General features: G+C 67.5%; 22 protein-coding genes. 3 read left to right on the top strand and 19 right to left on the bottom strand.

Annotated features, from left to right (window positions below):
* Positions 1-14 precede the first annotated feature (14 nt).
* Entirely contained in the window at positions 15-614 is a 600-nt protein-coding gene (locus tag WDM94_03535; protein ID MEJ0011697.1) for a hypothetical protein, read from the bottom strand.
* On the opposite strand from WDM94_03535, the gene WDM94_03530 reads away from it, so the two are divergent.
* The gene (locus tag WDM94_03530; protein MEJ0011696.1) at positions 609-1,898 is read left to right on the top strand and encodes an isoprenylcysteine carboxylmethyltransferase family protein; all 1,290 of its coding nucleotides are present in this window, start codon (positions 609-611) and stop codon (positions 1,896-1,898) included. The two genes, WDM94_03535 and WDM94_03530, sit on opposite strands and share 6 nt — an antisense overlap.
* A gap of 31 nt (positions 1,899-1,929) precedes the next feature.
* Here the strand turns inward: WDM94_03530 and WDM94_03525 are convergent, their stop codons facing one another.
* The 17 genes from WDM94_03525 to WDM94_03445 form a co-directional block, all read right to left on the bottom strand.
* Entirely contained in the window at positions 1,930-3,567 is a 1,638-nt protein-coding gene (locus tag WDM94_03525; protein ID MEJ0011695.1) for an FGGY-family carbohydrate kinase, read from the bottom strand.
* Between the two features lie 30 nt (positions 3,568-3,597).
* Positions 3,598-4,371: an SDR family oxidoreductase gene (locus WDM94_03520; protein MEJ0011694.1), complete on the bottom strand. Its 774-nt coding sequence runs from the start codon at positions 4,369-4,371 to the stop codon at positions 3,598-3,600.
* 43 nt (positions 4,372-4,414) lie between these two features.
* Positions 4,415-5,419 (bottom strand): ABC transporter ATP-binding protein, encoded by a 1,005-nt coding sequence (locus tag WDM94_03515; protein ID MEJ0011693.1) that lies wholly within the window; start codon positions 5,417-5,419, stop codon positions 4,415-4,417.
* A 28-nt stretch (positions 5,420-5,447) separates the two neighbouring features.
* Positions 5,448-6,278: a carbohydrate ABC transporter permease gene (locus tag WDM94_03510; GenBank protein MEJ0011692.1), complete on the bottom strand. Its 831-nt coding sequence runs from the start codon at positions 6,276-6,278 to the stop codon at positions 5,448-5,450.
* A 232-nt stretch (positions 6,279-6,510) separates the two neighbouring features.
* Positions 6,511-7,383 carry a sugar ABC transporter permease gene (locus tag WDM94_03505; GenBank protein MEJ0011691.1) on the bottom strand — a complete coding sequence of 291 codons (873 nt, stop codon included), beginning with the start codon at positions 7,381-7,383 and terminating at the stop codon, positions 6,511-6,513.
* A 151-nt stretch (positions 7,384-7,534) separates the two neighbouring features.
* Positions 7,535-8,848 (bottom strand): sugar ABC transporter substrate-binding protein, encoded by a 1,314-nt coding sequence (locus tag WDM94_03500; GenBank protein MEJ0011690.1) that lies wholly within the window; start codon positions 8,846-8,848, stop codon positions 7,535-7,537.
* Positions 8,849-9,013: 165 nt separating this feature from the next.
* The gene (locus WDM94_03495) at positions 9,014-9,976 is read right to left on the bottom strand and encodes a sugar-binding transcriptional regulator (protein MEJ0011689.1); all 963 of its coding nucleotides are present in this window, start codon (positions 9,974-9,976) and stop codon (positions 9,014-9,016) included.
* An 11-nt stretch (positions 9,977-9,987) separates the two neighbouring features.
* Positions 9,988-10,716, bottom strand: a complete 729-nt coding sequence (locus tag WDM94_03490) for an HAD family hydrolase (GenBank protein MEJ0011688.1) — start codon at positions 10,714-10,716, stop codon at positions 9,988-9,990.
* A 92-nt stretch (positions 10,717-10,808) separates the two neighbouring features.
* A complete protein-coding gene (locus WDM94_03485) occupies positions 10,809-11,906 on the bottom strand; it encodes an aminotransferase class V-fold PLP-dependent enzyme (protein MEJ0011687.1) in 1,098 nt (365 codons plus the stop codon).
* The gene (locus tag WDM94_03480) at positions 11,903-12,757 is read right to left on the bottom strand and encodes an ABC transporter permease (protein MEJ0011686.1); all 855 of its coding nucleotides are present in this window, start codon (positions 12,755-12,757) and stop codon (positions 11,903-11,905) included. Before WDM94_03480 ends, WDM94_03485 begins: the two co-directional genes overlap by 4 nt.
* Positions 12,754-13,671 (bottom strand): ABC transporter permease, encoded by a 918-nt coding sequence (locus tag WDM94_03475; protein ID MEJ0011685.1) that lies wholly within the window; start codon positions 13,669-13,671, stop codon positions 12,754-12,756. The genes WDM94_03480 and WDM94_03475 overlap by 4 nt, the downstream gene beginning before the upstream one ends.
* A gap of 12 nt (positions 13,672-13,683) precedes the next feature.
* Positions 13,684-14,799: a spermidine/putrescine ABC transporter substrate-binding protein gene (locus WDM94_03470; GenBank protein ID MEJ0011684.1), complete on the bottom strand. Its 1,116-nt coding sequence runs from the start codon at positions 14,797-14,799 to the stop codon at positions 13,684-13,686.
* A gap of 30 nt (positions 14,800-14,829) precedes the next feature.
* Complete coding sequence (locus WDM94_03465; protein MEJ0011683.1) at positions 14,830-15,978, bottom strand: ABC transporter ATP-binding protein; 1,149 nt, start codon at positions 15,976-15,978, stop codon at positions 14,830-14,832.
* Between the two features lie 285 nt (positions 15,979-16,263).
* The gene (locus WDM94_03460; GenBank protein MEJ0011682.1) at positions 16,264-18,396 is read right to left on the bottom strand and encodes an EAL domain-containing protein; all 2,133 of its coding nucleotides are present in this window, start codon (positions 18,394-18,396) and stop codon (positions 16,264-16,266) included.
* Complete coding sequence (locus WDM94_03455; protein ID MEJ0011681.1) at positions 18,393-18,857, bottom strand: response regulator; 465 nt, start codon at positions 18,855-18,857, stop codon at positions 18,393-18,395. Before WDM94_03455 ends, WDM94_03460 begins: the two co-directional genes overlap by 4 nt.
* Positions 18,854-20,365, bottom strand: coding sequence for a PAS domain S-box protein (locus WDM94_03450; protein MEJ0011680.1), 1,512 nt, complete (start codon positions 20,363-20,365; stop codon positions 18,854-18,856). The genes WDM94_03455 and WDM94_03450 overlap by 4 nt, the downstream gene beginning before the upstream one ends.
* A 287-nt stretch (positions 20,366-20,652) precedes the next feature.
* Positions 20,653-21,360: a Crp/Fnr family transcriptional regulator gene (locus WDM94_03445; GenBank protein ID MEJ0011679.1), complete on the bottom strand. Its 708-nt coding sequence runs from the start codon at positions 21,358-21,360 to the stop codon at positions 20,653-20,655.
* Between the two features lie 456 nt (positions 21,361-21,816).
* On the opposite strand from WDM94_03445, the gene WDM94_03440 reads away from it, so the two are divergent.
* Positions 21,817-23,766: an ice-binding family protein gene (locus WDM94_03440; protein ID MEJ0011678.1), complete on the top strand. Its 1,950-nt coding sequence runs from the start codon at positions 21,817-21,819 to the stop codon at positions 23,764-23,766.
* 73 nt (positions 23,767-23,839) lie between these two features.
* Positions 23,840-24,343, top strand: coding sequence for a L,D-transpeptidase (locus WDM94_03435; GenBank protein ID MEJ0011677.1), 504 nt, complete (start codon positions 23,840-23,842; stop codon positions 24,341-24,343).
* A gap of 26 nt (positions 24,344-24,369) precedes the next feature.
* On the opposite strand, the gene WDM94_03430 is transcribed toward WDM94_03435, so the two are convergent.
* Positions 24,370-25,245, bottom strand: a complete 876-nt coding sequence (locus WDM94_03430; protein MEJ0011676.1) for a transglutaminase family protein — start codon at positions 25,243-25,245, stop codon at positions 24,370-24,372.
* Positions 25,246-25,254 lie beyond the last annotated feature (9 nt).

The following is a 25,254-nucleotide window of genomic DNA, read 5'->3' as shown; positions in this document are numbered from 1 at the left end:
AGCGGCGGGGACGATCAAGGCAGCAGCGGCGGCGAGCCAACCGACAACCCGGGCTCGAGCGGCAGCAGCGGCACCAACGGCCAGAGCAGCGGCTCCAGCGGCCAGACCAGCAGCAGCAGCGGTGCGAGTTCCTCCGGGGCCGCGAGCGGCGGGGACGACCAAGGCAGCAGCGGCGGCGAGCCAACCGACAACCCGGGCTCGAGCGGCAGCAGCGGCAGCAGCGGCCAGAGCAGCGGCTCCAGCGGCCAGACCAGCAGCAGCAGCAGCGGCGCGGGTGACGGCGGCTTCACGGCCAACGCCCGCACGTCGTCGTCCAGCGGTGCCTCGGGCGGATCGAGCAGCAGCGGGACAGGTTCGCGCGGCGGATCGGGCCAGAAATCCGACGGTGGCAACAGCACGCACAGCTTCGGGAATTCGAGTTCGGGCGGCGGCCGGCCGGCATCGAGCGGGAGCAGCGGATCTTCGCCGGGTTCAAGCGGCGGACCTTCAGGGCCCGGTTCGAGCGGCGGATTCTCCTCGCCGCCAAGCCACCACGGCTTTCGCCCATGACGATTGACGTGCGCGGAAGCCTCGGCGCGGCACGGCGGCAAGCGGCCCGGATCGAGGTCGTGCAAGCCGCCGATGGTTACGTGGCGCCGGAATTGGCGCCGGCGAATGCCACGCGGCCGGTGTCGGCGACCCGGATGGCGACCGCGCTGACGGGCTTTGCCGCCTCGGCGATCGCCATCGTCGCGCTGAAGCGGCCGGGCCTGCCGCTCCACGAGAAGACGCTGCTCGTCGTCTTCATCACGGCGGCGGCGATGATCCTCGTCGATCTCGCCCTATTCCGTACCTCGGCGAACCCGTCGGCCGGCATGGCGCTGCGTCCCGCCAATGCGTGGAACGTCGAGCGCATCGTCTCCAAGCTGATCGGCTTCTGGGCGACGCTCGGCGCGGTCGCCGCGGCCTATCTGGTCTTTCCGGAATACCACGGCAACTTCTATGCCGAGGCTTCGGCGGCGGTCCGGCTCATGCTGCCGTGGCTGGCGCTGATCTCGCCCGTCTACGTCGCCTATGTCGATCGCCGGCAGATGGAGCCCGACGACATCTACGCCGAACTGGGACGGTTCCTGACGTTGCGCGGACCGCTGCCGCAGCGCGATCTGCTCGGACAGCATGTCCGCGGCTGGCTGGTCAAGGGATTCTTCCTGCCGCTGATGTTCGTCTATCTGGCCGGCGCGCTCCACGATATCTGGGCCGTCGACGTCGCGAAGCTCTCGACCAGCTTCAGCGCCTTTTTCGAAGCGTCCTACAGCGGGTTCTTCCTGTTCGATCTGCTGTTCGCGGTCGTCGGCTACACCTTCACGTTCCGCCTGCTCGACACGCACATCCGCTCCGCCGAGCCGACGGCCGTCGGCTGGGTCGTCTGCCTCGTCTGCTACCAGCCGTTCTGGAGCATCGTCGGCCAGAACTACCTGCGCTACGAGCAGGACAACTTCTACTGGGGCGGGCTGACGTCAGGGCACGAGGCGATCTACCTCGTCTGGGGAAGCCTGATCCTCATCGCGGCGGCCATCTACGCGTGGGCCACCGTCTCCTTCGGGCTGCGCTTCTCCAACCTCACGCATCGCGGCATCATCACCAGCGGTCCCTACCGGTGGACCAAGCATCCGGCGTACGTCTTCAAATGCATTTCCTTCTGGCTGGTCTCGATACCCTTCCTGTCGAACGAGGGGCTGGGCGCGGCACTGTCGCAGTCCGTGCTGCTGATCCTCGCCAACGCGATCTACGTCGCGCGCGCCTACACCGAGGAAAAGCACCTCAGCCGCGACCCGGTCTATCGCGAGTACCAGCAGTTCATCCGGCAGCACGGCGCCGTCGCCCGCTTCATCAAACTGATGACGCCGCAGCGGCAGTGACCGCGACGAAAACGGGATCGCGGCGTCGCGCTCAGAGCGCGTAGGTCATGGCCTCGCGCGCTTCGCTCTCCATCTGGCGGAGCATCCGGTGGACGCTGCGCTTGCGGGAGTGGAAGTCGGCGACATCGGCAGGCGTTGGCGCGGTGGCTATGCCGTCGCTCGACATCGCCGCCATCGCTGCCTCGAACGTGGCGTAGCGGCGGGCGGCCAGAGCGCCCAGCATCGCGGCGCCGAGCAGCACCGGCTCCGCCGTCTCGGGAAGCACGACGACCTGGCCGGTCGCGTCGGCGAGAATCTGGCGCACCAGCCGGCTGTGGCTGGCGCCGCCGCTGGCGACGATGCGGTGCGAGGCGATGCCGTTGGCGCCGAGCGCATCGACGACCTCGGCGAGGCCGTAGGCGATGCCGCAGAGGCCCGCCACGAAATGGATCTCGAGGTCTTCGACGGTATCGTCCATCGACAGGCCGACGATGGCGGCGCGCGTATCGGGATCGGCGTAGGGCGAACGATTGCCGAGAAAATCGGGAAGGACGTGCCGCTCGCCGGCGAGCCGCGCCGCGTCGGACAGCCGGTTCATGCGGCGCACGATGCGGGCTTCCAGATAATCGAGCGGCTCGCGGCCGGCCGCCTTGGCTTCGGCGGCGACGCGCGGATAGGCGACGTGGGAGCGGACGAGGTGATCGAGCGCGGCGCCGGCGGTCGACTGGCCGCCTTCGTTCAGCCACAGGCCGGGGACGACGGCCGAGTAGTACGGCCCCCAGACGCCCGGAACGAAAGTCGGCGCCGCGGTGCTCGCCATGATGCAGGACGAGGTGCCCATGATGTAGCCGAGGCGCTGCGTCGGGTCGCCCGGTGCGCCGTCGGTGGCGCGTCCACCAAGCGTGCCGAGCGCGCCGGCGTGAGCATCGATCAGCCCGGCGGCGACCGGTGTTCCCGGATCGAGGCCGAGATCGCGCGCCGCGGCGGCGGTGAGGCCCGATGCCAACGGTGTCCCGGGAGGCACGATCGTCTGGCCGATGCGGCGGTGCGAATCTTCGCTGAGCTCATTGAGGCCGATCGCGGCGAGGAACGTATCGCTCCAGCGGCTCTCGTGGGCGAGATACGTCCACTTGCAGGTGACGGTGCAGCTCGACCGCGCCAGGCTTCCGGTCGCGCGCCACGAGAGATAGTCGGCGAGGTCGAGGAAATGCCCTGCCCCGGCGAAAGTCTTCGGCCGGTGCCGCTTCAGCCAGAGCAGCTTCGGCATCTCCATCTCGGGCGAGATGGTGCCGCCGACATAGCGCAGCACGTCGTCGTTCGTTTCGTCGATGGCGCGCGCCTCGGCGACGGCGCGATGGTCCATCCAGACGACGACGTTGCGGCGCGGATCGTCCGACGGGCTGACCGACAGCGGCGCGCCCGCGGCGTCAAGAACGACCAGCGAGCAGGTGGCGTCGAAGCCGATGCCGCCGACGTCGCTTGCCTTGACCGCGGCCTCGGCGAGCGCGGCGCGCAGCGCGCCGGCGCATGCCTCCCAGATATCGTCCGACGATTGCTCGACGATGTCGCCGGCTTCGCGCCAGATCTCGATCGCCCGCTTGGCGGAGCCCAGCAGCACGCCCTGCGCATTGAACAGCCCGGCGCGGGCGCTGCCCGTACCGACGTCAATTCCGGCGAAAATTTCTGCCATGCCTCACCAGGACGGCGGGCCGGACCGGCGCTACCAGACCGTATATCCGCCGTCGACGACGACCACGCTCCCCGTCATCAGACTGGCAGCGTCGCCGGCCAAGAACAAGACGACCGACGCGATCTCCGAGACCTCGCCCATGCGGGCCATTGGGGTCGAGTCGATCCAGCGGTCGTACATCTTGGGGTTCTGCTTGGCGAAGGCGTTGAGCGGCGTGTTGATGTAGGTCGGCGCGACGGCGTTGACGCGCACGCCGCGGTTCGCCCATTCGCCGGCGAGCGACTTGGTCAGGTGATGCACGCCGGCCTTGGAGGCGTTGTAGAAGGCCTGCTCCTGCGGGCGGTTGACGATGAAGCCCGACATCGAGCCCATGTTGACGATCGAACCCGACTTCGCCGCCAGCATGTGGCGGCCGAAGGCGCGGCAGCACCAGAAGACGCCGTTGAGATTGACGTCGATGACGTTCAGCCAATGCTCGTCGGTGACGGTCTCGGCCGGCGTTTCGCTGCGCGCGATGCCGGCGTTGTTGACCAGGATGTCGATCTTGCCGAGGCGGCGGACGATGTCGTCGGCGACCTCGTTCACCTGCTGCGGCTGGGTGACGTCCATCTTGACGACGTCGACGTCGTAGCCCTTGGCCTTGAGGCTGGCGCGGCCTTCCTCGGCGATCGCCGCGTCGTGATCGGCGATCACGACCCTGGCGCCGGCCTCGGCCAGCGCCTCGACGCACGCCAGGCCGATGGCGCGGCCGCCGCCGGTGACCAGCGCCGTGCGCCCGCCCAACTTGAACATCTCGAGATACATCGTCACCACTCCTGTCGAACCCGAATATCGGCGAAAGTAACTGCTACGTGTGTATTGCCTGGCCGGCCTTGTCGAAACGGTGAATGCGGTCGGGCTTCGGCGTCAGCCAGACCTGCTCGCCGGCGGCGAGGCCGAACTCGCCGGGCGTGCGCACGGTAACGCGGCCGATGTCCTTGGTGTCGATATAGAAGAAGGTGTCGGAGCCGAGGTGCTCGGCGATGTGCACCGTGCCCGCCCACTGGCCCTTGTCGCGCGACACCGCGACGTCCTCCGGCCGCACACCGATGGTCGCCGCCGCCTCGCCGGTGCCGGCCGGCGGCTTGATCAGGTTCATGCGCGGCGAGCCGATGAAACCGGCGACGAAAAGATTGGCCGGGTGATTGTAAAGCTCGAGCGGCGTGCCGACCTGCTCGATGCGGCCCGCGTTCAGCACCACGATCTTGTCGGCCATGGTCATCGCCTCGACCTGGTCGTGGGTGACGTAGATCATCGTCGTCTCCAGCGACTGGTGAAGCTGGGTGATCTCCAGCCGCATCTGGCCGCGCAGCGCCGCGTCGAGATTGGACAGCGGCTCGTCGAACAGGAACGCCTTGGGTTCCCGCACGATGGCGCGGCCGATGGCAACGCGCTGGCGCTGGCCGCCGGAAAGCTGGCCGGGCCGGCGGTCGAGGTAGCTGGTGAGGTTGAGCGTCGCCGCCGCTTTCTCCACCTTCTGCGCGATCACATGCTTCGGCTCGCCGGCCATCTTCAGGCCGAAGGCGATGTTGTTGCGCACGCTCATGTGCGGATAGAGGGCGTACGACTGAAACACCATCGACAGGCCGCGCTTGGCCGGCGGCGCGTCGGCAACGTCGACGCCGTCGATCTCGATGGCGCCGCTGGTGACGTCCTCCAGCCCGGCGATCAGGCGGAGCAGCGTGGACTTGCCGCAGCCGGACGGGCCGACGAAGACGACGAATTCGCCGTCCTCGACCTCGAGATTGACCGAGGGGATGACCTCGATCTCGCCGAAGGCCTTGCGGACGTTGCGCAGAACAATGCGGCCCATCAGGCAGCCCTCCTGTTGCGTGTCGCGGTCATTTCACGGCGCCGAAGGTAAGCCCGCGGACGAGTTGCTTCTGGCTGAACCAGCCGAGCAGCAGGATCGGCGCGATGGCGAGCGTCGAGGCGGCGGAAAGCTTCGCCCAGAACAGCCCCTCGGGGCTGGAGTAGGACGCGATGAACGCGGTCAGCGGCGCCGCGTTGGCCGCCGTAAGGTTCAGCGTCCAGAACGCCTCGTTCCAGGCGAGGATGACGTTGAGCAGCATGGTCGAGGCAATGCCGGGCACCGCCATCGGCAGGAGGACGTAGACGATCTCCTTCCACAGCGTGGCGCCGTCCATGCGGCTCGCTTCGAGGATGTCGACCGGGATTTCCTTGAAGTAGGTGTAGAGCATCCACACCACGATCGGCAGGTTGATCAGCATGAGGATGACGGTCAGCCCGAAGAGATTGTCGAGCAGGCCGAGGTTCTTGAAGATCAGGTAGATCGGCACCAGCACGCCGACCGCCGGCATCATCTTGGTCGAGAGCATCCACATCAGGATGTCCTTGGTGCGCTTCGACGGCGAGAAGGCCATCGACCAGGCCGCCGGCACGGCGATAATCAATGCCAGGACGGTCGAGCCGCCGGCAATGACCACCGAATTGAAGAAGTGCTTGAAGTAGTCCGAGCGCGACTGGACCTCGAAGAAATTTTCCAGCGTCCAGTGCGGCGGGAAGAACGCCGGCGGAAAAAGGATGGCGTCGCCCTCGGTCTTGAAGGCGGTGAGGAAGGTCCACAGGATCGGGAAGAAAATCAGGAACGCCACCAGCCAGGCGAGGATGGTGAAGGTCCATTTTCTTTGCGGGGTGACGGCGCGGGCCATCTAGCGCGGCTCCTTTGCCGGAGTAGTGACGGGCCGTGGACGCGGCGCGTGCCTTGCGGTTCCCCACCCACCACGCTTCGCGTGGTCACCCCTCCCCGTTCCGGGGAGGGATAAGTGGAGTTCCGGTCGCGCGGCATACTCCAATCCCTCCCCAGCATGGGGAGGGGGGACCGCGCGTAGCCGAAGGCGAAGCGTGGTGGGCGGGGCCGCGGTGTGTGAAGTGTCGCTCATCTCACGCGTCCAAATTCTTGCCGACGATGCGGACGAGGAAGAAGGCGACGATGTTGGCGAGGATGACCGCTACGACGCCGCCGGCCGAGGCGCCGCCGACGTCGTAGTCGAGCAGCGCCTGATGGTAGACGAGGTAGGCGATGTTGGTGGAGGCGTAGCCGGGGCCGCCGTTGGTGGTGACCAGAATCTCGGCAAACACCGAGAGCAGGAAGATCGTCTCGATCAGGATGACGACGGTGATGGCGCGCGCGAGGTGCGGCAGCACGATGTGGACGAACAGGTTGACGAAGTTGGCGCCGTCCATGCCGGCCGCCTCCTTCTGCTCTTCGTCGAGCGACTGCAGCGCGGTCAGCAGAATGAGCGTCGCGAACGGCAGCCACTGCCAGGCGACGATGATGATGACCGAGAACAGCGGATAGTTTTCCAGCCACGGCACCGGCGCGAAGCCGAAGCGCGTCGCGATCCAGGCGAAGATGCCGTAGTTCGGATTGAGCATCATGTTCTTCCACACCAGCGCCGAGACCGTCGGCATGATGAAGAAGGGCGAGATGACGAGGATGCGGACGATCCCCTGCCCGTAGATCGCCTGGTCGAGCAGCAGAGCGAGCAGGATGCCGCCGACGACCGTGATCACCAGCACCGAGAGGGTGAGGATCAGGGTGTTGGCGAAGGCCTGATAGAACGAAGGATCGGTGAGGAAGTAGACGTAGTTGGAGAAGCCGGCGAAGCCGCTGTTGGCCGGGTTCAGCAGATTGTAGGTCTGGAACGAATACCAGAGCGTCAGGACGAGCGGCACGATCATCCAGACGAAGAGGATCACGACCGACGGCACCAGCATGGCGCGGGCGAGCCCGCGGGTATTCTTGGTCGCCATTTTCTTGTTCCTCCGACCACCTCCCGAGAGGCAGAGGTTCATTTTCGCCGTGACCGGCGCGCGGGCTTCCCTTCGGCGGCCACCGGAGCGGAACTGTCCGGGGCGGCGGCTTGCCGCTCCGGACAGCGCAGTCGAGGCTCCGGGAGGAAGCCTACTTGATGTAGCCGCCCTTGGTCATGGTGCGGGTGGCGGCGTCCTGGGCCTGCTTCAGCGCATCGTCGACGCTGGTCTGCCCGGCGAGCGCGGCCGAGAAGATCTGGCCGACCGTATCGCCGAGACCCTGGAACTCGGGGATCGCGACGAACTGCACGCCGGTGTAGGGCACTGGCTTCACGGTCGGCTTGGTCGGGTCGGCCGCGTTGATCGAGGCCAGCGTCATCGCCGCAAACGGCGCCGACTTGGTGTACTCGGCGTTGTTGTAGAGCGATGTGCGCGTACCCGGAGGCACGTTAGCCCAGCCTTCCTTGCTGGCGACGAGGTCGAGGTAGTGCGGGCCGGTCGCCCACGAGATGAACTTCTCGGCGGCGTCGACCTTCTGCGAGCCGGCGGGAATGGCGAGCGACCACGCCCACAGCCAGTTGCCGCGCTTGCCGAGGCCGTTGTCGGGGGCGAGCGCGAAGCCGACCTTGTCGGCTACCGTCGAGGCCTTCGGGTCGGTGACGAACGAGCCGGCGACCGTGGCGTCGATCCACATGCCGCACTTGCCCTGCTGGAACAGCGTCAGGTTTTCGTTGAAGCCGTTCGACGAGGCGCCGGCGGGACCGTCGGCCTTCATCAGGTCGACGTAGAACTGCAGCGTGTTCTTCCATTCCGGCTGGTCGAACTGCGGCTTCCAGTTCTCATCGAACCAGCGGGCGCCGAAGGAGTTCGACGTCGCCGTCAGGAACGCCATGTTCTCGCCCCAGCCGGCCTTGCCGCGCAGGCACACGCCGTTGATGCCGTTGGCGCGGTCGGTCATCTTGTCGGCCGCCTGGCGGATGAAGTCCCAGGTCGGCGCGTCGGGCATCTTCAGCCCGGCCTTGTCCATCAGGTCCTTACGATACATGACGTAGCTCGACTCGCCGTAGAACGGCGCGGCGTAGAGCTTGCCGTCCTGCGACAGGCCGCCACGGATGGCGGGCAGCAGATCGTCGATGTTGTAATCCGCGCCGAGGTTGTCGAGCGCGACCAGCCAGCCCTGCTTCGCCCAGATCGGCACTTCGTACGTGCCGATGGTCAGCACGTCGTACTGGCCGCCCTTGGTGGCGATGTCGGTCGTCACCTTCTGGCGCAGCGCGTTTTCCTCGAGCGTCACCCACTGCAAGGTGATGTCCGGATTGGCCTTGGTGAAATCGTCGGTGAGCTTCTGCATCCGGATCATGTCGCCGTTGTTGACCGTGGCGATGGTCAACTGCGTGGCCGCGTTGGCCTGACCGAGTGCAAACAGGGATGCCGCGCCCAGAAGGGCGCCCAGAATACGCTTCATGAATTCCTCCCAAGTTTGCCGTGAGCATTTGCTCCGGCATTAATCATAAGTTCACACGCATGCGTCATTCTGTCAACGGCCGATGCACGGTATCGACGCATCTTTTGCGCCCGCGGCACCCTTTTCAGGCGGCCGGCGCTTGCTCTCTCCAGCAGACGTATTTGGCTAGCGGCCCGCCAGAAGCGCGGTCGCGGTCGCCTCGTCGGTGATGAGGCCCGAGACGATGCGGCCGGTGAGCGCGGCGCGGATCGCCTTTATCTTCGCCGGGCCAAGCGCCACGCCGACCACCAGCCGGCCATCGGCCGGGCGCAGCGGCACCGAGGTCAGGCGCGCGTTGGTGTCGGTCTTCAGCGGACGCCCGTCGCTGCCGAACGACCAGCCGACGACTTCGCCCGCCGCACCGGCGCGCATGATCTCGAACAGTTCCTCGCGCGAGATGAAGCCGTCGATGAACTGCTGCGCATCGGCGTCCATCTGGCCGATGCCGACGATGGTGAGGTCGGCGCGCGCCGCCAGCGAGTGGACGCGGCGCACCGGCTCGATCGACAGCAGCAGGTCCTTCTCCGCTTCGCTTGCCGCGACCAGCGGCAGCGGGATCGGGTAGTGGCGCGCCTGCGTCAGGTCGGCGAGCCGCGTCAGCGTATCGAAGAAGCTCGCCGAGCCGTCGGGAGCGATGTTGCCGACCAGCGACACCAATTGATGGTGCGGGCAATTCATCGGGCGGATCTGATCGACCGCGGCGCGTAGCGTTCGTCCGGTGCCGAGCGCGATGATCATCGGCGTCGTGGCGGCGAGCTGCCGCTCGAGGAAGCCGGCGGCGCTGCTGGCGACGCCGGCGACGTTGTTGGCGTTGCTCGGATCGGTCGGCACGACATCGCAATGCTGGAGCTTGAACTTCTCGCCGAGGCGGCGTGCGAGCTCCATGCAGGCGGCGATCGGATGGTCCAAACGGAAGGTTATCAGCCGTTCCGACAAAGCCAGCGACACCAGCCGCTGGGCGGTCGGGCGCGAGACGTTGAGCTCGCGCGCGATCTCGTCCTGCGTGATGCCGGCGATGTAGTAGAGCCAGCCGGCGCGCGCGGCGTCGTCGAGGCGGGACTTCTCGGCCTTGTCGACTTTCTGGTCCATCGCTCGATCCGCTATGCCGGCAACAGGTCGCGCATCGAGTCGAACACGCGGTCGGCGCCGGCGTCGGCCAGCAGCCGCGCGCCGTCGCGCTCGGCGTGATGGCTGCCGCCGACGAAACCCCACACCGTCATGCCCGCGGCCTTGCCGGCGAGCACTCCGTTGACGCTGTCCTCGATGACCAGAGTCGTCGCCGCGTCGGCGCCCATGCGCTCAGCCGCGAGAAGAAAAAGATCGGGCGCCGGCTTGCCGTTGGCAACCATCGCCGCCGTGTAGATCCGATCGCCGAAATATCGGTCCAGTTCGGTCACTCCCAAAGTCATCTGAACGCGCGCCGGGTCACTCGACGAGGCGAGGCAGTAAGGCGTATCGACGGACTCCAGCACGGAACGCACATGCGGTATCAGGCGCAGGGACCGTTCGTAGGCAGCCGACAGATCTTCATACAGCGCGGCACCGAACGAGACGGGAAGCGGCGCGCCGGTGACAGCCAGGAAATATTCCTCCACGGCACTGGAGCTGCGCCCGAGAAAACGGTCGAACACTTCGTCCAGGCCGATCTTCACGCCGTACCGGGCGAGGGTATCGACCAGGCACCGGCAACTCACGACCTCACTATCGACGAGGACGCCGTCGCAATCGAAGATTACCAGACTGAAGCCGTTCATCCATCGCCCGCCCGGGAATTCACGCTTACGCAAAGCCACTTCACGAGATTGAGCAAAAGTTGCTGCTGCTTTCAAATGCTCTTATCACGGCTAACCGGCCGGGTGAAGGAACGTGGCCTGCCGGCTATCCGCCTACCGCGCGGAAAGCAGCCTGACCATCGCCGGCGTCACGCTCCGGCAAATACGCGAGCGATGCCGGCGGCGGCGGCACCGACATCTACGTCGGCGCCGAGCGAGGCCAGCACGCTGCCCAGCGCGACGACATTGGCGAGCACAGCCTCGAAGCGGGCGCGCGGTCCGGTGTGGCCGAGGCGGAGCAGCCGGTCGGTGCCCTGCCCTATCGCCGCACTGATGTCGACGCCGAACGGCACCAGCGTCCGGAGCACCGCCGCGCGATCGACTCCGGCCGGAATCTCGGCGGCGGTCACAAGATTGGAAGCGGCGCGCTCCCCGACCCAGGCCGGCAAGCCCAGCGCCGCCAATCCGGCGCGGCTGGCGGCGGCGGCGACGGCGTGGCGCGCGACGACGGCGGCGATGCCTTCCGCCTCGATGCGGTCGAGCGCCGCCTCGAGCGCGTAGAACTCGACGGCCGACGGCATGCCGGGCAGCGCGCGCCGGCCGGTGGCCAGCCAGTTGGCCCTGAGGTCGGCGAGGGAGAGCGTCGACAACGTCGGGCCGCCGGGCGCCGCGATCTGCTGCCACGCGCGGGGGCTGACGGACAGCGCGGAGACGCCCGAGGGCCCGCCCAGCGATTTCTGCGGCCCGACCACGACGATATCGGCACCGAGCGCATCGACATCGAGGGGATGACCGGCGAACGACGCGACGGCATCGACGACGAGCAGCGCGCCGGCCTCGCGGGCGAGCGCGGCGATCTCCTCCAGCGGATTGAGGATGCCGCTGGCGGATTCGGCGTGGACCACCGCGATTAGGCCGATGTCCTTGCCGGCGAGCGCGGCAGCCACCGCGGCCGTCTCGATCGGCTTCCCGGGCGTCGCCGCCAGTTGGGTCACCGCCGCGCCGCCGCGGCCGAGCCAGGTGCCGAACCAGACGCCGTAGGGGCTGGTGACGATGTTGAGGGCGCGGAGACCGGGACGGGCGAGGCCGAGCGCCGCCGCCTCGAGTGCGACGATGGCCTCCGCCTGGACGAGCAGGACGTCGTTCTTCGTGCTCAGCAGCCGCGCCAGCCGGTCGGCCAGCCTGGCGTAGCCGTCCGCCGGATAGTTCGGCGCGTCGAGCAGCGGGTTCCAGTTGGTCACGTTCAGCCCGGCCGCGATGGCGATGCGCCAGCGCCGCGCCGGCGCACGACGCGATAGAGCAGCCCGGCGATGGCGAGGAGGACGATGGTGAATCCGAATACGATCGTGGCCGCGGCGTAGACCGCCGGCGACGGGCCGTACTGCAGGCTGCCGTAGAGATAGACCGGCAAGGTGTTCACCGTGGGCGTGGTCAGGAACGCCGAGACGACGAGATTGTCGAAGGAGAAGACATAGGCCATGAGCGCGCCGGCGGCGACGGCCGGCGCGAGGTGCGGCAATACGACAAAGCGGAGCGTCTGCAGGCGGCTGCCGCCGAGATCGGCTGAAGCCTCCTCGAGCCGCCGGTCGAGCGTCAGCACGCCGGCGCGCACGATGAGCGCGGTCACCGAGATGGCGAGCGGCGTGATGCCGGCGACCAGCGTCCACAGGCTGAGGCGGATGCCGGTCACGGCGTAGAACAGCAGCAGCGACACGCCGGTCACCGTCTCGGGCACGATGAGCAGGAAGTACGTCAGCCCCGAGAGCGCGCCGCGCACCCGCGCGTTCGGGTGGCGGACCAGGGCGAAGCCCAGCGCGGTGCCGATGACGACCGAGATGAGCGCTGCCCAGAACGAGACGACGACGCTGGTCTGAACAGTGCGGCGGAGCGACTGGTTGTTCCAGGCGTTGGCGTACCACTCGGTCGTCCAGCCGGTGAACAGCGCCGTCTGCTTGCCGAGCGTGCCGAGGTTGAACGAATAGACGATCGACACGGCGATCGGCGCGAACAGGAACACGACGACCAGCGCGTACCAGACGCCCAGCGCCGCGGCGCCGGCGTTCGGCATCCTCCCGGCGGAAACGCGAACCGTGCTCATGCCGAGACCTCGGCGAAGCTGCGCGTCAGCCGCGCCAGCGCGCCGACGATGACGGCGACCGCGATCAGCACGAGCACCGCCATCGCCGAGCCCAGCGCATAGTTCTCCGACTGGATGTATTGCGAGGCGATGGCGCGGCCGATGAGCACCCCCTTGTCGCCGCCGAGCAGCGTCGGCACCACGAGTTCGCCCAGCATCGGCACGGCGGTGAGCAGCACGGCGGTGGCGATGCCGGGCCGCGCCAGCGGCAGCACGAGATGGACGAGGGTGCGCCAGCGCGAAGCGCCGAGGTCGCGGCTCGCCTCGATCAGCGCCGGCGGAATGCGCGCCAGCACGACGTAAAGCGGCACGATGGCGATCGGCAGGTAGGCATAGACGATGCCGATGAAGACCGCGGTCTGCGTGTCGAGTAGATCGAGCGGGCCGGAATAAATGTGCGTGAAGTTGAGGATGCCTTCCAGCGGGCCGCGCCGCTGCAGCAGGATCTGCCACGACATGACGCGGATCAGGAAGCTGGTGAAATACGGGATGAGCACGACGACCAGCAGGACGCCGCGCCAGCGGCCGGCGTGGCGGGCGATGAAGTACGCCGCCGGGAAGGCGACCAGGATGCACAGCGCGGAGCCGGTGACGGCGAACTGGATCGTGCGCAGGAACGAGGTCAGGTAGAAGCCGGACAGCGCCTGCCTGTAGTTGTCGAACGTGAAGCCCAGCGCGATGCCGCCGAAGGTCGAGTGGCCGAACGAGAAGACGACGGTGAAGGCGAGCGGCGTGATGAAAAAAACAAACAGCCACAGCGCCGGTATCCCGGCGAAGAGATTGTCGCCGAGGCGGGCCTGCGCCGCGCGGCCGATAAAAGCGCGGCCGGCGATCCTCGGATCGCCGGCCGGATCGTTGATGAGAACTGCGGACAATGGTGCTCCGCTTTAGCCGCCCGCCGCGGCCTGGACCTGATTCTGGACGTCCTGATAGGCGGCGATGGTATCCGGGTTGACGATGAACGTCGTCAGCTTGCTGAAGTCGAGACCGGCTCCGCCGAAGATCAGGTCGGCGTTCTTGACGTCGGCCGGCAGCTTGCCCTGCAGCCCGGCGATCGCGGCCGGGTAGCCGATGTACTGCGTCTCCTTCACCTGGATGTCGGGCGACAGGAAGAAGTTGAGGAAGTCGTAGGCCTGATCGAGATTCGGGGCGCCGGCAGCGATGGCGTAGCTGTCGACCCAGATCTCGCTCCACGGGCCGGGCACGACCCACTTGAGCTTCGGGTTCTGCGCGATGGCGCCGCGCGCCGCCGACTGGTTGGCTTGCGCCAAGACGATGGCGCCGCTCGCCAGCGCCGCCGGATCGAAGCTCGAGAAGGTCTTAACGTGCTTGGCGAAGCCCTTGAGGAAATCGGCGGTGCCCTTGATGTCGTCGACGGTCGCCGTGTTCCAGTCCTTGCCGGCCAGCCACAGCGCCGGGCCGACGGTCTCCGACGCCGACTTGGTCAGGCGGATCTTGCCCGAGACGTTCGGCTTGGCGCCGGCGTCGAAGAAATCCTGCCAGGTCTTGATCTCGCCGCCGACGGCATCCGGATCGTAGACGACGCCGAGCACGCCCCAATCCTTCGGGATCGAGTACTTGTTGCCGGGGTCGTCGTTGCGGTTGAGCAGCGAGGGATCGAGCGCGCTGAAGTCGATCTTGGAATGATCGAGCGGCTGCAGCAGGTTCTTGTCGGCGAGCTGCTTGATCCAGCCCGAGCTCGGAATGACGATGTCGAAGCCGGAGCCGGCCGGGCTGCTCAGCTTGGCGAACATGTCTTCGTTCGAGTTGTAGGTCGCGATGTTGGGCGTGACGCCGCTCTTCGCAGCGTAGGCGGCGAGGTCGTCGGCCGAGAAGTAGTCCGGCCAGCTATAGATGTTGAGCGCGCCGGTGGTGGCGGCGTTGGCGCGGCGGATGCCGGGGAAGGCCGTCGCGAACGCGGCGGTCGCGGACACGCCGCCGAGCAGGCCGAGAATGGTACGCCGGCTCAGGCGCGAGCCGGTAAGCGGGGAATGGTCAGTCATGTTGGTTGTCCTTACACGGGGGGAGGAAGTTCAGACGAGGTCCTCGTCGCGATAGGCGCGCGCCGCAGCCGCGTCGAAGGTGACGAAGACCCGGTCTCCGGGCTTGGGAGTCGCGGAGGGGGAAATTTCGGATGCACGAGGGGCGATGGATTCGAAGGTGATGCCGCCGGGCGTCACGGCGCGCAGGCGCAGCGACGGGCCGATCGCGACGCTGTCGACAAGCTCGGCGGCGATGCGGTTGGCGGCATCGGCCTCGGCGAACAGCGGGCGCGGCTCGAATACCGTCCGCTCCGGCCTGACGACCACGATGACGCGGTCGCCGGCGGCGAGGCCGTCGGCGACATGGCCGGCGGAGATGCGGCCAATGTCGCTATCGACGGCAGCCGGCGTCGCCGCCCGTTCCAGCCGGCCGCGGATGGTGTTCGCATTGCCGACGAATAGCGCGACCCATGCATTGGCAGGGCGATCGTAGATTTCGGCCGGCGTGCCGATCTGCTCGAAGCGGCCGGCGCGCATGACGACCAGCCGGTCGGCCATGCCGAACGCTTCCTCCTGGTCGTGCGTCACGTAGATGAACGTCGTGCGGAGCTCGGCCTGGATGCGGCGGAGTTCGCGCTGCAGTTCGTCGCGCAGCTTGCGGTCGAGCGCGCCGAGCGGCTCGTCGAGCAGCAGCACGGCCGGATTGTTGGCGAGCGCCCGCGCCAGCGCGACGCGCTGCTGCATGCCACCGGATAGTTCGTTCGGCTTGCGCTCGGCCGCGTCGGACAGGCGCACCAGATCGAGCAGTTGGCGCGCGCGCGCATAACGCTCCGTCCGCGCCACGCCGTGCATGCGCGGCCCGTAGGCGACGTTGTCGAGCACCGACAGGTGCGGGAAAAGCGCGTAGCTCTGGAAGACGGTGTTGACGTTGCGGCGCTCGGCCGGAAGCGAGGTCACATCCTCGCCGCCGATCGATATCGCGCCGGCGTCCGGCGCCTCGAAGCCGCCGATGAGACGCATGATGGTCGTCTTGCCGCTGCCGCTCGGCCCGAGGATCGCGAGGAACTCGCCGTCGGCGACGTCCAGCGAAACATCCGAAACGACAACGCGGCCGGCGTAGCTCTTGGTGATGCCGCGCAACGCCACCGCGTTCGGCCGGGAGGAGGAAGGAGATGATTCGCTGCGTGCAGACATAGCCATGCCACCGTCGTCGCCGGTCCGCTGGCCAAGTTCGATCACGCTCAAGGTGCTTTTGAACACGGGCGAAGCATAGGAGCGCTGACCGTCGGATCGAGGCAGCGTTTTCTTCCGATATTGAAAATAGAGCAAATCGGTTGCCGCTGCGCGCGGCGCGGCAGACGATATTGAGTGGCCGGATCAATCGGCCCCGGCGGGGTGCCGTTGCCGCCGGCGGGCAGGCGCGCCGTCAGGTAGCGGCAATCGGCGCGCGGAATGCCGCAGTGCCGGCCGCCGGCAATTGCCGGCTCAGGATGCGGCCCGCATCGCCGGGTTTGCCCCACCCTGCGCCACGACGGCCGCCTTGAGCAGCCGCGTGAACTGGTGCGCGGTGACCGGTGGGCTGAAATAGTAGCCCTGCGCCTCGTTGCAGTGGTGCGCGCGCAGGAAGTTCAGTTCCTCCAGCGACTCGACGCCTTCCGCGATGACGCGCAGCTTCAGGCTCTGCGCCATGGCGATCACCGCCGTCACGATCGCGGTGTCCTCGCCGGCGGTGCTGATCTGGCGGATGAAGGACTGGTCGATCTTCAGCGCATCGACCGGGAATTTGCGCAGGTAGCTGAGGCTGGAGTAGCCCGTGCCGAAATCGTCGAGCGCGATCTGCACGCCGCGAGCACGGACGTGGCGCAGGATCGACGCAGCCGAGTCCGCCCGCTTCATCAGCACGCTTTCCGTCAGCTCCAGCTCGAGGCAATGCGGATCGAGGCCGGTCTCGTCGAGGATCGTGAACAGGTTGCGCAGGAACTCGTCGTCGCGGAATTCCATCGCCGAGACGTTGACCGCCACCTTGGTCGGCGGCAGCCCTGCCGAATTCCACGACTGCGCCTGCCGGCAGGCCTCGCGCATGACCCACGCGCCGATCGGCAGGATCAGCCCGCATTCCTCGGCGATCGGGATGAACTGCGCCGGCGGCATGGTGCCGCGCGTCGGGTGGATCCAGCGGATCAGCGCCTCGCCGCCCGAGACCGCGCCGGTCGCGAGGTCGATCTTCGGCTGGTAGAGCAGCGTGAACTCCTGCCGCTCGAGCGCGCGCCGCAGCCCCTCCTCGATCGACTGGCGCTCGACGGCGCGGATGTTCATCGCCGGCTTGAAGAACTGGTAGCCCTGCTTGCCCTTGTCCTTGGCCTGGTACATCGCGGTGTCGGCGTTCTTGATCAGCGTCTCGGCGTCGTGCCCGTCGTCGGGGTAGACGCTGACCCCGACGCTGGCGGTGACGTGCAGGTCGTGGACGCCGATCCGGTGCGCCTCGGCGACCGCCGCCAGCATGCGGCGCGCGGTGATCGCCGCGTCTTCCAGTTGCTGCACCTCGGAAAGCAGCACGACGAACTCGTCGCCGCCCTGGCGGCTCACGGTATCGGAGCCGCGCACGCACTCGACCAGCCGCTTGGCGACCGACTGCAGCAGCTTGTCGCCGATCGGGTGGCCGAGCGAATCGTTGATGTGCTTGAAGCCGTCGAGGTCGAGAAACAGCACCGCCACCTTGTTGCGGTGGCGCGCGGCGAAGGCGATCGACTGCCCGACGCGGTCGTTGAGCAGCATCCGGTTGGGCAGCCCGGTAAGGAAATCGTGCTGCGCCGAATGCGCCATCTGCTGGGCCATGGCGCGCGCCGCGCTGACGTCGCGGAAGACGATGACGGCGCCGGTTGCCCGGCCGGCGCGGTCGTGGATGGGGGCCACCGAATCCTCGATCGGCAACTCCGACCCGTTGCGGCGGACTAGAATGCTGTTCTCGGGCAGGTGGACGACCTCGTCCTTGCGCACCGCCCGCGCCATCGGGTTGCCGATCGGCTCGTGCGTCGCGGCGTCGAGGATGACGACCACGTCGCGCATCGGCCGCCCGTTGGCGTCCTGCCACGCCCAGCCGGTGATGCGCTCGGCGACGATGTTGAGAAACGTGATGTTGCCGGCGATGTCGGTGCAGATGACGCCATCGCCGATGCTGTTGAGGGTGACCTGCGCCCGCTCCTTCTCCTCGAACAGCGCGTCTTCCATGATCTTGCGCTCGATGGCGTAGCGCAGCGCGCGCAGCAGACCGCGGGCGTCGATCTGGCCCTTGACCAGATAGTCCTGCGCCCCCTGCTGCAGCGCCTGCAGCGCCAGCGTCTCGTCGTCCATGCCGGTGAGCACCACCAGCGCAACATGCGGCGCAGCAGCGTGCGCGCGCTTGACGGCGTCCAGCCCCTGCGCGTCGGGCAGCCCGAGGTCGAGCAGGATGATGTCGACCGCGTTTCCGTGGAGGTGCGTTTCGAGGTCGCCCATCGTCTCGACGTGCGTCATCTCGGTGGCATGCGATCCGTGCTCGGCGAACATTTCGCGCATCAGCATGGCGTCGCCGGGATTGTCCTCGACCAGCAGGACGACCTTGAGGGATGTGTCGCTCATTGATTTATCTTCGGCTGCGGCGGCAGCTTGGCGACGTTGAGCCAGAAGTCGTTGATGCCCTGCACCAGCTTCTCGAAGGCGTCGAGCTGGACCGGCTTCGCCAGGTAGGAGTTCGCCTGCAACTGGTAGCTCCGGGCGATATCGGCCTCCGCGTCGGACGTGGTGAGAATGACGGTCGGGATCAGCTTCAGGCCGTCGTCGCTCTTGATCTGCGCCAGCAGCTCGCTGCCGTCCATGCGCGGCAGGTTCAGGTCGAGCAGGATCAGGTCCGGCCGCGGGGCATGCGCGTTGGCGCCCTCGTGCCGGAGATAGGCCATCGCCTCGACCCCGTCGCCGGCGACCACGATGTCGACCAGAGGATTGGCCTCGGCGAAGACCTCGCACGTCAGGCGGACGTCGCCCGGGCTGTCCTCGACCAGCAGCACCGTCTTGCGGCCGGCTGCTTCTGCGATGTCCCTCAACGTTTCCCCCTTGCGCCGTCGAGTGTGAAGCGGAACGTCGCGCCGTCACCGTCACGCGACTCGACCGAGATCGTGCCGCCGTGTCGCTCGACGATCTTCTTGCAGATGGCGAGCCCGATGCCGGTGCCGGCGAATTCGTTGCGCCGGTGCAGGCGCTGGAACATGCCGAAGATCCGGTCGAAGTAGCGCGGATCGATGCCGATGCCGTTGTCGCGCACCGAGAACACCCAGCGGCCCTCGGTGTTGCGCTGCGCCGATATCTGCACGCGCGCGACGCTGCCCGGCCGCTGATACTTGATCGCGTTGCCGACGAGATTCTGGAAAAGCTGGATCAACTGGCGCTCGTCGGCGCTGACCAGCGGCAGGGGGCCGTTGGTGACCAGCGCGTGGCTTTCGGCGATGACGCCGCGCAGATTGAGCAGCGCCTGGTCGAGCGCGTAGGCGCTGGGCGTGTCGATCAGCTCGTTGCCGCGCGTGCCGACGCGCGAATAGGTGAGCAGGTCGCGGATCAGCCGCTGCATGCGGTCGGCGCCGTCGACCGCGAAGGCGATGTACTCGTCGGCGCTGGCGTCGAGCTTGCCCTTGTACTTCTTGCTGAGCAGCGCCGTGTAGCTCGCCACCATGCGCAGCGGCTCCTGCAAATCGTGGGAGGCGATGTACGCGAACTGACCGAGTTCCTCATTCGAGCGGTTGAGTTCCTCGACCTTGCGCAGGAGCTGCAACTCCGCCGCCTTGCGCACGCTGATGTCGCGGATCGCGGCCGTCACCAGGATGCCCTCGCTGCTTTCCAGCGGGCTTAGCATCAGCTCGATCGGAAATTCGCTGCCGTCCTTGCGCCGCGCCGTGAGCTCGATGCCGGTGCCGATCTGCTGCGCCAGCGCCTCCTCGGCCGAGCGCAGGCCGTCGGCGACCAGCCGCTCGGCAAAGCCGGCGGGGATGAGGTTGGTGACTTGCTGCCCGAGCAGTTCGTCGCGGCGGTAGCCGAACCGCTTCTCGGCCTGCAGATTGAGCAGCACGATCTCGCCGCCCTGGTTGACCACCACCATGGCGTCCGGCGCCGCCTCGAGCAGGCCGCGATAGCGGCTTTCCATCTGCGCCAGATGCTTCTCGGCCGCCTTGCGCACGCTGATGTCGCGGATCGCCGAGGTGATCAGCACGCCTTCGGCGCTGTCCAGCGGACTGAGCATGAGCTCGATCGGGAATTCGCTGCCGTCCTTGCGCCGCGCGATCAGTTCGATGCCGGGGCCGATCTGCTGCGCCAGCGCGTCCTCGGCCGAGCGCAGGCCGTCGGCCAGCAGCCGCTCGGCAAAACCCATGGGGATGATGGCGGTGACCTTCTGCCCGAGCAGCTCGTCACGCCGGTAGCCGAACTGCTTCTCGGCCTGCAGGTTGAGCAGCACGATCTCTCCGTCGTGGCTGACCACGACCATGGCGTCGGGCGCCGCTTCGAGCAGCCCGCGATAGCGGCCTTCCATCTGTGCCAGATGCCGCTCGGCGGCGTCAGGCACAGGCTGGGTGCGCGCGGAATGAGACCCAACCAAAGTCATGGCACCGCGGCTCCTCGGTCGTCCGCGTTGCCTTGCCTCTCAAGGAATGGGCCGCGCGCGCGATGCCCCGGCCGGCGAACCGGCCGGGGTCTTCGCCGGGCACCAAGGGAGGGGCAGAGGGCGCCCGGCATACGCCCGAGGTAGACGGCCAGCCGATTCGCGTCTGACCAATATTGAACACTCTAGGCGTGCAAGCGGCGGACGTGGTGAAGCCGCGGTAAACGTCACAAAGCGGCCAACGGCAGCGCTTATTCGTGGACGATGACGTTGAGCAGCGAGGTGTGCACCTTCACTTCGCCGTTGTATTCGATCAGTCCCAGCCGGCGGAACTTGTTCATGAAATAATTGATGCGCGAGCGCGTCGTGCCGACGCGCGCCGCCAGCATCTCCTGGCTGATCTTCGGCACGATCAGCTTCAGCTCGCCGTCGTTGTTGAAATTGGCGAGCAGCAGCAGCAAACGCGCCAGCCGCTTTTCGCTCGAGTTGAATAGCTGGTCGACGAGGTCGGCCTCGACCTGGATGTTGCGCGACACCAGGAAGGCCATGAAGCTCTGGGCGAATTCCGGCGTGTCGTGCAACAGGCGCACCATCGTCGCCTTCTCGATGCGCGCGATGCTGGCGGCCGTGGTTGCCAACGCCGTCGCCATGCGCATCGGCTGGCCGGCGAGGCAGCCTTCGCCGAAAAAATCGCCGGGAGCAAAAAGCGCGATGACGCCTTCCTTGCCCTGATCGGAAACAACGGTGAGCTGAATTCGGCCGGAGCGCACGTAGAAGACGGCGTCGGCGGTGTCGCCCTGGCGAAAGATGACGTCGCCCTTCTTGGACTTCAGGTCAGAGCGCACGCCCTCGGTGGCCGCGAGCACCGCCTGCGGATCCAGAACTGCCGGCAGCTTTGCCTTGGCTTTCGGGCGCTTGCCGGACGGTTTTGTCGCGTTCGGACGTTTCTTGTCTTTCATTCTCCTGAAATGTCTCGGGTTGCCGAAAGGCCCTGGTTCGGAGCAAAGGCGCAAACATCGAACCATCGCGCAGCGCGCAGCATCGGGTTTCGCCGCAGGCGAAACTCGCAAGCTTATTCACTATCCGGAAAGATGGCCGGGTTCTGTTCAGTATTGCACGTATTGGCCTTGCCCCACAGAACACTTTCCATCAGGCGGCCAAGACAAGGTGTCGGGGTTCGGGACAAAAGTCCGAATTCACGAACGATTTGATTACCACGAAGCCCGATCGCGCCCGCCGTTGTGCAGTATTGCACAGATGCAATCCCTCCCCGTCGCCAAGCTTGCACGGTGATTCGGAGTCGCGCGGGCGGCTAGTTGCCCCAACGCTCCGACCAGATGCGGTCATCACATAACGCTGCGTTCAACTGCGTTGGCTTGAGGTTCCGGTCGCATCGCCGGAGCGGGGGTACGACCATGAGGCGTCTTCGCGCAGCTTTCGCCGCGGCAGCAGCGGTTCCCGTCATCATCATCGCCGCCATGACCAGCGCCGGCGCGGTCGATCTCAACACCTACGCCATCATCGCGGCGAGCACGACGACGAACGTCGGCGCCAGCACCATCAACGGCAACATCGCGGTTGCTCCCGGCCTCGCCACCACCGGCTACGAGTCAGCCACCGTGCACGGGGTCACGTATCTCGGCGACACGGCGCAGGGCCAGCAGGCGCAAGCGGATCTGCTTACCCAATACACTTCTCTCAACATCCGCCCGGCGGACCGGACCCTCGACGCCGAGCTCGGCGGCACGACGCTGGTCAGCGGCGTCTACAACCTCACTTCTTCGGCCTCCATCACCGGCATTCTCACCCTCGACGGCGGCAACGATCCCAATTCGCTGTTCATCTTCAAGATCGGCAGCAGTCTGACCACCGCGACCTCCTCGCAGGTCGTTCTGGCAAACGGTGCCAACGGCGACAACGTGTATTTCCTCGTCGGCAGCTCGGCGACGCTGGGCTCAAGCTCGGTCTTTAACGGCAAGCTCATCGCGTATGCGTCGATCACGATCGGCACTACGGCGACAATCGAGTGCGGCGCGGCGTGGGCACGGACCGGCCAGGTCAGCCTCGCCGGCGCGGCCACCATCACCGCCGTCGACTACACCGACGACGACAACGCGACGTGCGGTATCGTCACCGCCGCCGCGGGCGACAGCATCGACGACGACGCGCCCCCCGCCGCCGGCGAAGTCGCCGGCGCGCTGGACGGCACGGGCGCCCCGCTGCCGCCGGCGTTCCAGGATCTCATCGACAACCTGACGCCGGAACAGCTCGCCGCCGCGCTGGAGCAGCTCGCCGGCCAGGCGGGCACCGGCGCTGCCGCGGCCGGCAGCCAGTCGATGGACTCGTTCCTCTCCAATCTTTTCGATTCGACTTTCGCGGACGACAGCGGCGGACCCGGAAGCGCTGGACCCGGCAACACCGGGCCCAGCCCCGCCACCGTGAAGGCGCTGGGCTACGTCTCCGAGGACCAGGTCGCCACCGGCCCCGCCGCGGCGCTCGCGCCCTATGCGCCGGTGCGCCAGCCGGCGGGCTGGGGCGTGTGGGCTTCGGCTTACGGCGGCCACAGCAACACCAACAGCGACGCGACAGCCGGAACGCACGGCCTCACCACCGACAACTACGGCTTTGCCGCCGGCTTCGGCCGCGATGTTTCGGCAAGGAGCAAGGTCGGCTTCGCCTTCGGCGGCGGCAGCACGCGCTTCGGTCTCGCCGACGGCTTCGGCGGCGGCAGCAGCAGCTTCGCCCAGGCCGCCATGTATGGGCGCACCGACGTCGGCGCGGCCTACGTCGCGACCGCGCTCGCCTACGCCTATCACTCCGTCGCCACCTCGCGGCACGTCATCCTCGGCGCGCCGGTGCCCGCCAACGACACCTACACCGCGTCCTATGCCGCCCATGATGTCGCCGCCCAGATCGAGGCCGGCTACCACGTCGGCATGGTCACGCCGTACGCCGCCGTGCGCGTCGGCGCATTCTTCACGCCGGCCTACGCGGAGAGCGGCGTCGGCGCCTTCGGTCTCGCCTACGCGGCCCGCACCGCGATGTCGGTGCGCAGCGAACTCGGTGCGCGCATCGCACGCACCTTCCTGCTCCGCGACCGCGCCACGTCGTTCACCCTCAACGCGCGCGCCGCGTGGGCGCACGACTACATCGCCAACTCCGCCGTCTCGACCGGCTTCCAGGAGATCCCGGACGCGACCTTCGACGTGAACGGCGCCCAGCCGGCGCGCGACTGGCTGCTGCTGTCGGCCGGCGCCGAGGTCGGCTTCCGCAACGGCTTCGCCGTCGGCGGCACCTTCGACAGCGCGTTCGCGGAGAACTCGCAAAACTGGACCGGCAAAGGGCGCATCAGCTACCGCTGGTAAGGCGCCTCGCCGGTCCGGACAATCTTAGGCAACTTTCGGCCAGATCCGACATTCGCGGTGCGTAAACTGGCGCATGAAAATTTCCGCGCTCGCCCTCACCGGCACGATCCTTCTCGCCGCGCTCCACCCTGCGGCGGCGGCCGGCACCAACGTCGCCTTCGGCGGCGAGGCCACCTCCGGCACGATCGTGATCATGACCACCGAGCGCCGCCTCTATCTCGTGCTGGGTGACGGACGGGCGCTGCGCTACGTCGTCGGCGTCGGCCGCGCCGGCCGCCAGTGGCAGGGCAATTCGACCATCGACGGAAAATATCTCCGCCCCAACTGGGCCCCGCCCGACGCTGTCCGCGACGCCCAGCCCGAACTCCCCGCCATGATCCCAAGCGGCGCGCCCGGCAACCCGATGGGCGCCGCGGCGATGACCCTGTCGGGCGGCGAATACGCCATCCACGGCACCAACAGCCCGAACTCGATCGGCGGCTTCGTCTCCTACGGCTGCATCCGCATGTTCAACGCCGACATCACCGACCTCTACGCCCGCGTCAACATCGGCACGCCCGTCGTGGTGCTGCGCTAGCGCGCGGGCGCGAAGTCAGCGCACCTTCATACCGGAACGACGTCGACCGACTGGCTGGTGCGTTGCCGGCCGGACGTTCGCAGGACGCCGGCAATCGGCGCGACGTCCTGGTAGTCGCGACCGATGGCGACGGCGATATGGTCTTCGCTGGAGAAGACGCCGTTGGTCGGGTCGTAGCCGATCCAGCCGGTGTCCTTGCCGCACCAGGCGCGGACCCAGGCATGCATGGCGTCGGCGCCGGCGAGCCGCTCCTTGCCGGGCGGCGGCGTGGTGCGCAGAAATCCGCTGACGTAGCCCGCCGGAACGCCGACGCCGCGCAGGCCGGCGATCATGACGTGGGTGAAGTCCTGGCAGACGCCGCCGCGGAGCGCGAACGCCTCCTGCGGCGTCGTCTCGACCTCGGTCGATTCGCTGTCGTAGTCGAATTCGCGGTGAATGCGTTCGCCGAAACGGCGGACGATGTCGCGCGCCGTTGCCGCGCCGGCGAAACTTTCGCGGGCGTACGCGGTGATTTCCTCATCGAGCCCGACACGCGGGCTCGTCGTCGTGAAATGATGCGGAGACTGCGGCGCCAGCGACAGCACGCCGTTCAGCTCGCGGCGCAGCGTCGGCAGGTCCGGCGACACGTCGAGCATCGGCCCCGCCGCTTCGACCAGCACGCGCGCGGTCATGCCGACCTTGAGCGCGTCGTGCGGCGCGCGGTAGACCACGGACGCCACGGCGTTGCCAAAAAAGTCGAAGCGATCCGAGCGTTCCGTCGGCGCCGGCTCGAAGATCGTCGAGGAGACCACGACACGCTGCACCCCGGCAACGGCCATCGGCATCACGCGCACCAGATGATGCCCGGTCGCGACCGGCGGGGCGTACTCGTATTCCAGTTCGAGGTGGACGTCGTATTTCATGGCGGCGGC

Source organism: Bauldia sp. (assembly GCA_037200845.1).
Classification (GTDB): Bacteria; Pseudomonadota; Alphaproteobacteria; order Rhizobiales; family Kaistiaceae; genus DASZQY01.
This window is presented reverse-complemented; position numbering and strand designations above follow the sequence as displayed.